Below are 12,229 nucleotides of genomic sequence, written 5' to 3' on the forward strand. Positions count from 1 at the left end.
GCCTGCACCGACTGGTTCATAAAGGATATCCAAAACCCGGATTTGGTATCAATAACCAATAACCAATAACCAATAACCAATAACTAATAACTAATAACTATTTTGCTCGATCGGCATTTCTATGATAAATTCGGCTCCTTGACCGAGTGCAGACACGCAACTCAGCGTGCCTCCGTGTTCTCGGACAACTTTATAGGAAATTGACAGGCCCAAACCAGTGCCTTTATCGGCGGGTTTGGTGGTAAAAAAGGCCTCGAATAACTGCTGGCAAACTTCTTCCGGCATCCCTGGGCCGTTGTCAGAAATCCGAATTACAGCGTTGGAGTTTTGGACTTCTGTCCTAATTTTAATTTTGCTGCGGTTAGCTTGGGCTTCCTCTACTGAACGCCCTGCGTTGTATTCCTCGATCGCATCGATCGCATTTCCGATCAAATTCATAAATACCTGATTTATTTTACCCGAATAGCACTCAACCAAAGGCAAATTTCCATAGTCCTTAATTACTGCAATTTCGGGATAGTTGCCGCGCGCCCTCAACCGGCTTTGCAGGATTAGCAGTGTTCCTTCAATGCCTTCGTGCAGGTTGACTTTGCTCATTTGAGAATCGTCTTTGCGAGAGAAATTTCTGAGAGAGCGCACGATTTCCCGAATGCGATCGGCCCCAATCTGCATCGAGGACATCGCTTTTGGCAAATCTTCTAACAGAAACTCTAGCTCGATTTCCTCAATTTTATTTTGAATTGGTGCGGGCGGCTGCGGGCAGTGCTGCTGGTACATATCGATCAAATTTAGCAAATCTTCGGTGTAGTGGCCGACGTGGACGAGATTGCCGCAGACGCTGCTAACGGGATTGTTGATTTCGTGAGCGACACCTGCTACCATTTGACCGAGTGTAGACATTTTTTCGGTGTGAATCAATACCGCTTGAGTTTGCTGCAATTCGTGCAAAGTATGTTCTAGCTGAAGTTTTTGTTGAGTTAACTCTGTTTGCGACTGCAGCAAAGCTTCTTCACTGCGTTTCTGCTCGGAAATATCAGTAATTAACCCTTCTAAAGCTATCAATTCTCCAGAGTCGGAATACACTCCCAAACCTTGCTCCCAAACCCATTTTAATTCGCCGTTTTTACAAGTTATTCGATAATTTAGCTGATAGGGGCGATTTTCTGCCAAGGCTATTTGAATGGCATTCCACAAAATATCGCGATCGTCCGGGTGTGTTAATTCCGATACAGAAATTTGCATGGTGCCGATAAATTCTTCAGGAGAATAGCCGGATAATTGATAGCAACCTTCGCTGACAAACTCCATACTGCGATCGGCATCATTGCGAAAACGATAGGCCATCCCGGGCAAATTGCTCATCAGCGTCGCCAGTGCCCGCTGGCTTTCCCGCAGGGCTTCTTCTGCACGTTTGCGATCGGTAATATCCGTCATCACCCCCAGCATACAAAGTTCGCCCTCCAAATCAATCAACTCTGCTGAGAGCAAACACACCACCACCGATCCCGACTTCACCCGAAATTCGCATTCCTGGTTGCGAACAATATATTTTTCTTGCAATATTTTCCTAAAATTAACTCGTTCTTCTGGCTTCACCCAAATATTTAAATCATCTACTGTATGGTAAATAGTTTCTGCTAAACTGTAGCCTGTCATCGCTAAAAAGCTATCATTAACTTCAATAAAATTGCCTGAGAAAGTAGTAATAGTCATCGGATCTGGACTAGATCGAAAAGCTTTAGAAAATTTTTCCTCCGACAAACGCAACTGTTTAATAGCTGCTTCTAACTGACTTGTCCGCTCTTTAACCCGGCATTCCAAAACCTCGTTAGCCCGCTGCAAATTTTCCTGGGCTTGCACCCGATAAGTGATATCGCGCACCACAGCTTGCAGCCCAATTTTGCCGCCGATATCCATAGAAGTTAGCAGCACTTCCGCCGGAAACTCGGAACCGTCCAAACGTCGGTGCAGCCAGTCAAAACGGCAACTTCCTGTGGTGATTGCCGTATTAATTTGCTCTTGAGACAGACTCATAGAATCTTCTCCACTCGGTTGTAAAGGTGGGCTAAATGCCGAAGGATGCTTGCCGCAAAACTCCGATTCTGTGCTGCAGCCAAACAACTTTAAAGTTGCTGGATTGCAATCCAAAAATCCCTGTTCGTCTAACAGCATTACCGCATCAGTTGTCGATTCGTAGAGAGTGCGAAACTTCCTTTCCGATTCTTGCAAAGAAGCAATCAACTGCATTTTTTCTTCTGCAGTCCGCTTTTGCTCGGTAATGTCCTGCATGATTTGAGAAAAGCCTTGCAACTCTCCGCTTTCATCCCGCAAAGGAGTCACAATAATCTTCGCCCAAAATCGAGAGCCATCTTTGCGGAACCGCCAGCTTTCACTTTCATATCTACCTGCTGCGGTAGCTGTGGCTAATTTTTCTTGCTGTTTGCCAATTTTAATATCTTCAGGCGTATAAAAGCACTCCGAGTTTTTGCCTACTATTTCGCTGGCTTCATACCCCAAAATTCTTTTAGCGCCGGAATTCCAGCTAGCTACATATCCCTTAGTATCTAACATGAATATAGCATAATCTTTAACGCCTTCTATTACCATTCGCAGGCGTTCTTCACTCTCTCGCAGTGCAGTTTCTGCATTTTTGCGCTGAGTAACATCTTCGACAAACCCTTCGTAATAAAGCAATTTGCCGTCGGAATCGCGGACTGCTCGCGCATTTTCCGAAATCCAAATTACTGCGCCATCTCGGCGATAAATCTGCGATTCAAAATCCGATACGATGCCGCGCGCTTGTAAAGCCGAAACAAACTCGCTGCGGCGATCGGGATTGACGTAAAGCTGATCGCTGATATCGGTCAGGTTCCCCATCAATTCTGCTGGGGAATTGTACCCGTAAATCCGAGCCAAAGCGGGATTAGCGCTGAGGTAACGCCCTTCGGGTGTGGTCTGGAAAATGCCGGAAACAGCATTTTCAAACATACTGTAATATTTTGCTTCCATTTGCTGCAGCGCCTCCTGGACATTCAGGCATTCTATTGCTTTATTTTGTAATTGTTGATTTGCCACTATTGAATCCCCTGCTCTCATATTTGAGTTGATTTTTTTTAGGATATTCCTGTTAAGTATGAACCGTTAACTAGGCAGGAGAATACTGTGCCGTCCGATGGAAAAAAAAAAGCGATCGCCCACACAGCTTGGCGATTGGTTTGTGTCCGGGGCTGCAATTATACAAGTATGTTGATTCATTTCTCCTGCAGGGCTGTTAGATGTTAGATGTTAGATGTTATTGAGGCAAGTTTAGTTGACTGGGTTTGTCTTTTTTTAAGATTTGGCTGGCCTTCAGACGGGCGAGTTCCTCGATTACCAACCTGCTCCTTGAAATCTGTCTGAATATATTAGCAGTTAAGTACCCTGAAATAAGTTAGTGGCGATGCTGTTTTACTATAATCAGAGGCAGCTACTTCTACAACCGCAAGAGTTTATTTTTAAGGTTTGGGTCAAAGTTCGATCGACTCTCTCTCCTGTGACTAACCTGCGGGTATCAACTGAACGGCTGTGGGTGCTGTGCTGTCGATTGGGAGATTGAAGATTTTGGATCGAATCATTGACTTGCGGCGCAGTGAATCTGTGACTGTCGCTCTGACCTAAAATTTTGGGGTATCCACAACTTTTGTCGGAAACTTGTATCCGTTGGTGCTCTCGGTTACTGTTAATTATTTTTAGTGAGATATAATACAGCGGACTGCTGGTAGTTGCACGATCGCGCGTTTCCCTTTAAAGTTGCCATAACAAGAGGGCAATTGTTGTATCAAAAACTTCATATTCGGCTGCTGCGGGCGGACAAATGATGTAACGCTGCTAATATCAGGGGCCAAAATCCGATCCCTGGGTGCAAAATAGCGTGAGATTTGGGCAGTTTCCCAAACAAGATGTAATTTTAAGGACGCTCTAAACCATTGTGCAGTAAGTCATTGCCAATTCTAAAATCTCCCGCGCAAAAATTGAACATGGTGTAAGTCTGGTAAAATGCCGATCGATTCTCGGTTTGGCCGCTAAGCTCGATCGGGCTAAATTTGACTAACACGATAAATGACAGATTCTCCCGTACTCGCAACACTAGATATAGCCACAGCTTCAACTTTGACAGCGGATTCTCCTCTGTGGCCAGCCCTGCTACAACAACTGTTAGACAGACAATCTCTCTCGCGCGCCCAAGCCACCGACTTAATGCAGGGATGGCTAGCAGAAGCTATACCCCCGGCACTTTCCGGCGCGATTTTAGCAGCTCTCCAAGCTAAAGGCATTTCTGCTCAAGAATTGGCGGGAATGGCTCAGGTATTGCAGTTTGAGTCCCTCGCAGGCGAGTCAGAAAGTGTTTTCGATCGCCAATCTCGGAGTTCAAATCTTAAATTAATTGATACTTGCGGCACCGGCGGTGATGGCGCTTCCACATTTAACATTTCCACGGCTGTAGCTTTTGTTGCCGCCGCAGGCCTAGTGCGAGTCGCCAAACACGGAAATCGATCGGCATCGAGCAAAGTCGGTTCTGCTGACGTGCTAGAAGCACTCGGAGTCAACCTCAACGCCGATATGGAGAAGGTAAAAGCTGCTTTAGACTCGGTAGGGATCACTTTTTTATTTGCGCCAGGGTGGCATCCAGCACTCAAGGCTGTAGCATCGCTCCGGCGCACTTTGAAGGTGCGGACTGTTTTTAACCTTTTAGGGCCTCTCGTCAATCCTCTGCGCCCGGATGGGCAGGTAATCGGGGTGTTCGATCCCAGGATGGTATCAACTGTGGCGCAAGCTTTGGGCGAGTTGGGGACTGAGTTGGCGATAGTGGTGCACGGCCGAGAAAAGTTGGATGAGGCGGGTTTGGGTGATGTGACTGATTTGGCGATTTTGTCGGGCGGCAAGGTGGAACTTACTACTTTAAACCCGGAACAGGTAGGATTGACACCAAGTGCGATCGGCTCCTTGAAAGGTGGAAATGTTGAGGAAAACGCCGAGATTTTGCGGAATGTTTTGCAAGGCAAAGGTACAGCAGCGCAAATGGATGTTGTAGCTTTGAATGCGTCTTTAGCTTTTCAAGTGGGGGGTGCAATTCCTATGGGTTCCCACGCTGCAGGAGTTGATTTGGCTAAGGAGATTTTATCGAGCGGCGAATCTTGGTTGAAATTGCAGCAGTTAATTGAGTTTTTGCGGTGAAGGAAGAAGTTCGGCATCTGATGCAATTGGCTGATTTAACAGATGTTGAAAAAAGAGGTTAGAGGCCAGAGGAGGGAAGAATGAGATGCACAATTTGCGATCGTCTCTCGCTTCTGGCGATCGAGCAAACTCGAACCATTACGCAGGGATCAACTGTTTGCAAAACCCAGCGAACTCTTAAGGTATTCGCACGCTCGGACTAATGACCAATGACTAATGACCAATGACCAATGACCAATGACTAATGACTAATGACTAATGACTCCACTTTAAGAGCGCGATCGAAATTCAATCACATCTTGCTTAATAGTCACATCTTTATTACCAAAAAAATCGTGACCCAGCAGCCCGATGTCTAGTGCGGGCGATATCGGTACAACTACATTTGTAATCGCCAAACCGCCAGCTTCGATCGAAGTAAGATTGCCCAGAGGAAAAGTAGCCACTCCGTTGGGAGTTTTGGCTTGCACGCTTCCTTGAGGAACTATCTTCAAAGCAGTAGCCATTGCTGGCGTAATTACTGTGCGGCTTGCTCCAGAATCCACCATCATTTCAAACTTTTGCGTGCCGTTAAACGTGACTTCTATCACTGGGATATTAGCTTCTCGGCGTTTAATTTTGACCAGAAATACTCCCGATTTAGTATTAGCCTTAGTATCAGACGAACCTGCAGGAGCCAATTCTTGGGGCATAAAACCGCAGACAGAGCGGCTCAAGCTAATTGTTTGGCCGCGGTCGTTACGCATGAAGCATCCCTCGCTCTCTTGAGCAGTCGCTGGCGACGAGTTGACTGCAGTGTCAAGTAAAATTGAACTGCTCAGAGAAATAACTGCTGTTAAAAGCAGTAAAGGTTTGCGGAGTTTTTCGCTCAGCAGAGGCTTTTTTGAGTTGGAGAGTAAAGGCAAGGGAGATTTGCTGACCATAGTTTGTTTAAACGCTTGTTTGTCGATCGTAACAACGACAACCACCTTTGAGTATAGATTTAGCGCTGACAGTTTGGGGATTTCAGCTTGTATTTTTGTCTGATGAGGGCGGTATGTCACAAAATGCTTGACAAATGACAAACAATTTGTTTCAGTAATTGAGACTGGAAGGTTCCTAAGTCAAAAGTACCAAAGCACGTAATATAAATTTTTACGAGATTGAGCTATAAACCGTAAAAAAAAATACAGCAGGAAATTACTGTATGAAAATAAAATGAGATTTTTATGAGACATCTGCCAAAAAGACTGTTTTGAACGTGCAGGATGCCTGTTCCACAATCATTGTGGGAGAGGTCTATTTGGTCGATCGGCCAAAAGCCCCCAGTCGGGATAAAAATGAAATGAAACTAAACGTAAAGTAATTAAGGATGCCATGTCACTTTCAACAGCAAAACCCGCTCTCCTAGTCCTGGCTGACGGTACTGCTTACCGCGGCTGGTCGTTTGGCGCTGACGCCACCGTCGTCGGCGAGGTAGTTTTCAATACGGGAATGACAGGCTACCAAGAAGTCTTGACCGATCCTAGCTATTGCGGTCAAATTGTCACTTTTACTTATCCAGAATTGGGTAATACCGGGGTAAATCTCGAAGACGAAGAATCCTCGCGGCCGCAAATTCGAGGTGCGATCGCCCGTAACCTATGCAGCCGCCCCAGCAACTGGCGCTGCTCGCAATCCCTGCAAGACTACCTAAAACAGCACAATATCCCCGGCCTTTACGGCATCGACACCCGCGCCCTCACCCGCAAAATTCGCACTGTGGGAGCGATTAACGGCGGCATCTCGACAGTGATTCTCGACCAGGCAGAGCTGTTGGAGCAAGTCCAAAACGCTCCCAGTATGGCCGGGCTGAATCTGGTTCGGGAAGTGACCACCCGCAAGGTTTACGAGTGGTCGGAAGCCACGGACTCGGTGTGGGAGTTCAGTCCGACAGTCCAACCGGCCAGCGGCGAAATGTGGACGGTGGTGGCGATCGATTTTGGGATCAAGCGCAATATTCTGCGGCGTTTGGCGAGTTACGGCTGTCGGGTAATTGTTGTACCCGCTGACACGTCGGCGGAGGAAATTCTCAAATACAACCCGGACGGCATTTTTCTGTCCAACGGCCCGGGAGATCCCTCGGCGGTAACTGAAGGAATCGCGACGGCTAGAGCTTTGTTGAAGTCAGACAAACCCGTGTTCGGCATTTGCATGGGACACCAGGTACTGGGGATTTCCTTGGGTGCGGAAACTTTTAAACTCAAGTTCGGCCACCGGGGCTTGAATCATCCTGCGGGTTTAACCCAGCAAGTAGAAATTACTAGCCAAAATCACGGTTTTGCGATCGACCCGGATTCCCTAGTCCCGGAAGTAGAAATTACTCATCTCAATTTGAACGATCGCACCGTAGCCGGATTGAAGCACAAAACCTTGCCGATGTTCTCAGTCCAGTACCACCCGGAAGCCAGTCCGGGCCCGCACGACGCTGACTATTTGTTCGATCGATTCGTGCAGTCCATGCGAGACCATCAGAAAATCACAGCTTAGCCATCTTTGGGGAGTCATTAGTCATTAGTCATTAGTCATTAGTCATTAGTCATTAGTCATTAGTCATTAGTCATTAGTCATTAGTCATTAGTCATTAGTGCTGTCCCCCCTGGCTTTCGGTTATTGGTCATCAGTCCGCAGTCATCGGGCTGGAATTGCCTCAGTTGTTTTGAGCGAATTTTCCAGCAGGCGGGACGGCGAACCCTACTCCCCACAAGAAAAAATCATTTTTGTGGGACGATCCTCCTCGCCCGTCATAGCTATTTTTGCAATTGCTCGTCTCTCAAAGGCTCTTGGTGTAGAGAGCCTCTGACTAATGACTAACGACTCCTGACCGATCGCTGACCACCAAAAAACTGTAGACAAAAAACCAAAAAACTCCTATAATGAAGCCTCGACTTTTAGTCATATTTAGCTAGGAGGGTGTCATTTCTGAGCCATTGACCCTGACCGTTAGCCTCAGAGGCACTCGCGAAGTCAAGAATAACTATCAGTTATTTCGCCTGACTGGCCTGCTCGACGCTTTTTCTGAGGCCACTTTTCGGAAGGTAATAAGCAAATGTATAGACGATGGCCCAAAACACGTAATTTTGGACTTGTCTAAAATAGACTTTGTGGACAGTTCCGGCTTGGGCGCACTTGTACAACTTGTCAAGAAAGCCCAAACCTTGGAAGGAACATTGCAAATTGTCTCAAATCCCCGTGTAACTCAGACTGTTAAACTGGTTCGCTTAGAGAAATTTTTGTCTTTGCAGCCAACGGTTGATGATGCGGTAAAAAACGTCAAGGATACTTGATGCAAAGGTGGATTTAATTAGCTATCCGGTTCTCAACGCTGGATAGCAAATTTTTATAGTTTTACGGGCAAAAAAATACTAATTTTCCGAGAAGCTGCGACACGCGCAAGCTGCAAATTCCCCTGATACTTTGAGATCCGGTGGAGGAACAGCAAAATATGTGTGGCAAACAGACAGAAAAATGGTATAAGAAGGGGAGCGTTGCGATAAGTGTAAAAAGTGTTTTTGAGTCGGTGCGATCGCGATCGGCAAATTAGAGAGCTTTTTCGCGATCGAGATGCTCGCAATCCTGTGAAAGCTATAATTGCCTAGCGCGATCGAAGACAAAAATGTCAAAGGACTAGAACAACCAAGCTGTGCGGAAGTTTTATTTAAAAAAGTATGTCGCCTACCGCAGATGATGGACTCAAATTGAGCCTGACTGATATCAGTTTAAATCGACAGTATGCGGAGAGGGCGACACCAGCAGAAATAGAAAGGATATCGCCCTCCGCCTGGGCATATTTGGGAGATGCAGTATACGAACTCTACATTAGGAGCTCGTACTTAGTACCGCCGAAAAGATTGCAAGCTTATCACGAATTGGTGGTGGGACAAGTACGAGCCGAAACTCAAGCGCGTCACTTGCGATCGATCTCTCCTTATTTGAACAGTACAGAATTAGCAATTGTCAAGCGCGGGCGCAATGCCGTATCCGGCCGTTCCAAGCGAGCCGATCCAGAGATTTACCAACAAGCCAGCAGCTTAGAAACTTTGGTCGGATATTTGTACCTCACCGATTCCGAAAGATTGACGGAAATTTTGGGACTTTTAGAGCTAGAAACTGAAAGTATCTAGCAGTTAATAGTTGCGAAGGACAGCGGATTAATCATTAATTCCACCGCAAACCTACCTAAAAAAGCCCAAAAATCGATGGCGCAAACAGGATCGACCGGCGATCGATACGTAGCGACAGTTTCAGGGATTACGATCGAGCGGGGGCTAGAAACCCGGTTGTCGAGAAAATTTAGTGGCGCTTGACAATAAATATCGGAAGAAACCGGGTGTCTGAGGTCACGAATCGGCTTAGGACTTGCGTTTTGTGACTACCACCTAAAAACTGTCGCTACCGATGGAGTGATTAGACTTCAGTTGCACTGTGCATCCCAGACTCCAATGAATTATCTGCGTCCCTCTGTGTGTATCCGCTTGCAATCTGCGCTTAACAGATCGATCGAAATTTATGTATGCAGATCAAACTTATCAACTAGCAACTTTCACCAGAAAAATCTTTGATCCCAAACCTGCCAATCTCAAATCCCAAATTCCTAAGATTGGTTTCTCAAGCCAAAATCTCAAATCTCAAATCGCTCTAACTGCAATCATAAACCCATGAGAAAATTTACCAAACCAAACTCCTCGCGATCGAATTCCGACAGCAAGCCATTCAGAAGCGAAGGCCGCCGTCAAGACTCGCAATCCTCCTCTCCCCGCTTTGAACGCAAGCCCTCTCCCGACACTCGCGGAGTAGAAGCGCCTCAAAAGCGATCGACTTTCTCTCCCCAATCCCGAGAAATGCCCGTGCGAGCAATTTTCAAACGGAATGTCGATGGCGACGGCCAACCCTCCGCGCGCCGACAGTTCAAAGACAGAGACGCAGACAGCAGCCCGCAGGAATCCCGCGGCAATTTTTACAGAGACAGGGACAGAGACAGAGACGGAGAGAGAGACGGATACAGCAGCCCGCAGCCAGCCCGCAATAATTTCCGAGACAGAGACAGCAGCCCGCAGCCAGCCCGCAATAATTTCCGAGACAGAGACAGCAGCCCGCAGCCAGCCCGCAACAATTTCCGAGACAGAGACAGAGACGGATACAGCAGCCCGCAGCCAGCCCGCAACAATTTCCGAGACAGAGACAGAGACAGCAGCCCGCAGCCAGCCCGCAACAATTTCCGAGACAGAGACAGAGACAAAAACAGAGACAGCAGCCCGCAGGATTCCCGGGGCAATTTTTACAAAGACAGAGACAAAGACAAAAACAGAGACGGAGATAGCAGCCCGCGGGAATTCCGGGGCTATCATTTCAGAGACAGAGACAAAGAGACAGACACTCGCCCTGTGGACACTGCCTCAAATACCGTCGTGCAACCAGACGCAAACACAGACGACATGATTTACGGCCGCCATGCAGTGCAAGCGGCTTTAGAAAGCAACCAAGTGCTCAACCGGATCTGGGTTGTCCCGCACCTGCGCTACGATCCGCGCTTTCACAGCTTGCTAACCGAAGCCAAGGCCAACGGCAGCATCATCGATGAAGTTGATGATTTGCGCCTCGACTACATCACGCGGAAGGCAAACCATCAAGGTGTAGCCGCCCAAGTGTCAGCTTACGAATACTTGGATTTGACTGACCTGATCGCCAATGCTAAGGCCGCTTGCCAAGATCCAGTGATTGTGGTAGCAGAAGGACTTAACGATCCCCACAATTTAGGGGCGATCGTTCGCACCGCAGAAGCGTTAGGAACTCAGGGCATTGTGATTCCGCAGCGGCGGGCCGTCGGGATTACCTCGGCAGTGAGAAAAGTCGCAGCAGGGGCATTGGAAAACCTGCCAGTGGCGAGGGTTGTCAATCTTAACCGGGCGCTGGAAGAATTGAAAGAGGCTGGATTCTGGATTTACGGCACTGCAGCAGGGGTTGGTGACTCGGTAGAGACAATCAAGTTCTCCGGGCCGACTGTTTTAGTTGTGGGCGGTGAAGCTGATGGTTTGAGCCTTTTGATACAGCGCGGCTGCGACGGATTAGTTTCAATTCCTTTAAGGGGAAAGACTCCTAGCCTGAATGTGTCGGTAGCAACGGGGATGGCTTTATACGAAATTTACCGCCAGCGGGGGCCCAAAAAGTTTCACGTACACGGATCTTGAAGGTCGTTGAAAAAAAGTGTACAACAGAGTAATTGATGTAAGCAGCTCAATCCGGGCGATCGGTCTCTGTAGCTACTTACACATTACTAGGACAATGCCGGTACAATGTCATCTGGGAAAACACCATGTCGGGAATTGAATTAGAATTCAAGCTGAATAAACAACAGATAAATCTGATTACAACCCACTTTTGTTGTTCCCAGTCGATCGGCAGTTAAGGCGATAAAATAATAGGTGAATGCAGCCCCTCATTTTGGGGCTGCATTCCCTGAACAAGTAAGGATAGCAGATCGGCTTTCGTTAGTTGTTCCGGCGAAAGTAGAAGGGGCCTTTCCCCTACGTGCAAATCTATTTAGATATCGGCTTTAAATAGGTTTAAATGAGTTTTTAGTAGGAGTGGCACAGCCGAGTAAATAACAAAAGCGCAGGTGTTGCCCGCAGCACCGTGAAAACACCGTCAAATAAATTAAAAAAGCAGATGAAAGAATTCTTGATTAGCTTGCTCAATGTTTTCGGATTGGCTTGGTGGGTTGAAGTTAAAACTTCAACGCCGCGGTGCATTTACTATTTTGGCCCCTTCTTGACCGATGGAGAGGCGGAAGCTGCAAAAGCAGGTTATGTAGAAGACATAGAAAATGAAGGTGCAGAAGGTGTTGGTGTTTCGATTCAACGCTGCAAACCTATTAATTTGACTGTTGCAGATGATTTGGGAAAGTTTGGTGATGGAGGGTTGTTACCTGCTTTGATCAGTCAGTAGAAGCAGGGAAATTTTGAGTGCGCCAGTTGTAAATTAAGTTCCGGTAACATCG

At 47.1% G+C, this 12,229-nt stretch carries 10 protein-coding genes; 6 read left to right on the forward strand and 4 right to left on the reverse strand.

From position 1 onward, the window contains the following. Window positions 1-90: 90 nt before the first annotated feature. Both IQ263_RS07205 and IQ263_RS07210 read right to left on the reverse strand, forming a co-directional pair. Window positions 91-3,075, reverse strand: coding sequence for a PAS domain-containing sensor histidine kinase (locus IQ263_RS07205; protein WP_194066830.1), 2,985 nt, complete (start codon window positions 3,073-3,075; stop codon window positions 91-93). Between the two features lie 871 nt (window positions 3,076-3,946). Further along, window positions 3,947-4,093 (reverse strand): hypothetical protein, encoded by a 147-nt coding sequence (locus IQ263_RS07210; RefSeq protein WP_194066831.1) that lies wholly within the window; start codon window positions 4,091-4,093, stop codon window positions 3,947-3,949. A 5-nt stretch (window positions 4,094-4,098) separates the two neighbouring features. Here IQ263_RS07210 and trpD point away from each other — a divergent pair, with 5 nt between their 5' ends. Next, window positions 4,099-5,214: an anthranilate phosphoribosyltransferase gene (gene trpD / locus IQ263_RS07215; protein WP_194066832.1), complete on the forward strand. Its 1,116-nt coding sequence runs from the start codon at window positions 4,099-4,101 to the stop codon at window positions 5,212-5,214. A gap of 269 nt (window positions 5,215-5,483) precedes the next feature. Here the strand turns inward: trpD and IQ263_RS07220 are convergent, their stop codons facing one another. Then, window positions 5,484-6,182 (reverse strand): retropepsin-like aspartic protease family protein, encoded by a 699-nt coding sequence (locus tag IQ263_RS07220; RefSeq protein WP_370589023.1) that lies wholly within the window; start codon window positions 6,180-6,182, stop codon window positions 5,484-5,486. A gap of 388 nt (window positions 6,183-6,570) precedes the next feature. On the opposite strand from IQ263_RS07220, the gene carA reads away from it, so the two are divergent. Together carA and IQ263_RS07230 are read left to right on the forward strand one after the other, a co-directional pair. Beyond that, window positions 6,571-7,722, forward strand: coding sequence for a glutamine-hydrolyzing carbamoyl-phosphate synthase small subunit (gene carA / locus IQ263_RS07225; RefSeq protein WP_194066833.1), 1,152 nt, complete (start codon window positions 6,571-6,573; stop codon window positions 7,720-7,722). Window positions 7,723-8,162: 440 nt separating this feature from the next. Next, window positions 8,163-8,519, forward strand: coding sequence for an STAS domain-containing protein (locus IQ263_RS07230; protein ID WP_194010594.1), 357 nt, complete (start codon window positions 8,163-8,165; stop codon window positions 8,517-8,519). Between the two features lie 78 nt (window positions 8,520-8,597). Here IQ263_RS07230 and IQ263_RS28290 read toward each other — a convergent pair whose 3' ends face one another. Next, window positions 8,598-8,855, reverse strand: a complete 258-nt coding sequence (locus IQ263_RS28290; RefSeq protein ID WP_228049864.1) for a hypothetical protein — start codon at window positions 8,853-8,855, stop codon at window positions 8,598-8,600. Window positions 8,856-8,900: 45 nt separating this feature from the next. Here IQ263_RS28290 and IQ263_RS07235 point away from each other — a divergent pair, with 45 nt between their 5' ends. The 3 genes from IQ263_RS07235 to IQ263_RS07245 all read left to right on the forward strand — a co-directional run bounded on the left by IQ263_RS07235 (window position 8,901) and on the right by IQ263_RS07245 (window position 12,177). Further along, a complete protein-coding gene (locus IQ263_RS07235) occupies window positions 8,901-9,356 on the forward strand; it encodes a Mini-ribonuclease 3 (RefSeq protein WP_194010595.1) in 456 nt (151 codons plus the stop codon). 534 nt (window positions 9,357-9,890) lie between these two features. After that, the gene (rlmB, locus tag IQ263_RS07240; RefSeq protein ID WP_194066834.1) at window positions 9,891-11,420 is read left to right on the forward strand and encodes a 23S rRNA (guanosine(2251)-2'-O)-methyltransferase RlmB; all 1,530 of its coding nucleotides are present in this window, start codon (window positions 9,891-9,893) and stop codon (window positions 11,418-11,420) included. Between the two features lie 478 nt (window positions 11,421-11,898). Next, window positions 11,899-12,177, forward strand: a complete 279-nt coding sequence (locus IQ263_RS07245) for a DUF1816 domain-containing protein (protein WP_194066835.1) — start codon at window positions 11,899-11,901, stop codon at window positions 12,175-12,177. Window positions 12,178-12,229: the final 52 nt, after the last annotated feature.

Origin of the sequence: Tychonema sp. LEGE 06208, assembly GCF_015207505.1 — a bacterium.
GTDB lineage: Bacteria > Cyanobacteriota > Cyanobacteriia > Cyanobacteriales > Microcoleaceae > Microcoleus.

What these genes read in the sequence shown, in the direction of transcription:
- trpD (WP_194066832.1), top strand. Translation starts at nt 4,099, where the DNA reads ATGACAGATTCTCCCGTACTCGCAACACTAGATATAGCCACAGCTTCA.
- carA (WP_194066833.1), top strand. Translation starts at nt 6,571, where the DNA reads ATGTCACTTTCAACAGCAAAACCCGCTCTCCTAGTCCTGGCTGACGGT.
- IQ263_RS07235 (WP_194010595.1), top strand. Translation starts at nt 8,901, where the DNA reads ATGTCGCCTACCGCAGATGATGGACTCAAATTGAGCCTGACTGATATC.
- rlmB (WP_194066834.1), top strand. Translation starts at nt 9,891, where the DNA reads ATGAGAAAATTTACCAAACCAAACTCCTCGCGATCGAATTCCGACAGC.
- IQ263_RS07245 (WP_194066835.1), top strand. Translation starts at nt 11,899, where the DNA reads ATGAAAGAATTCTTGATTAGCTTGCTCAATGTTTTCGGATTGGCTTGG.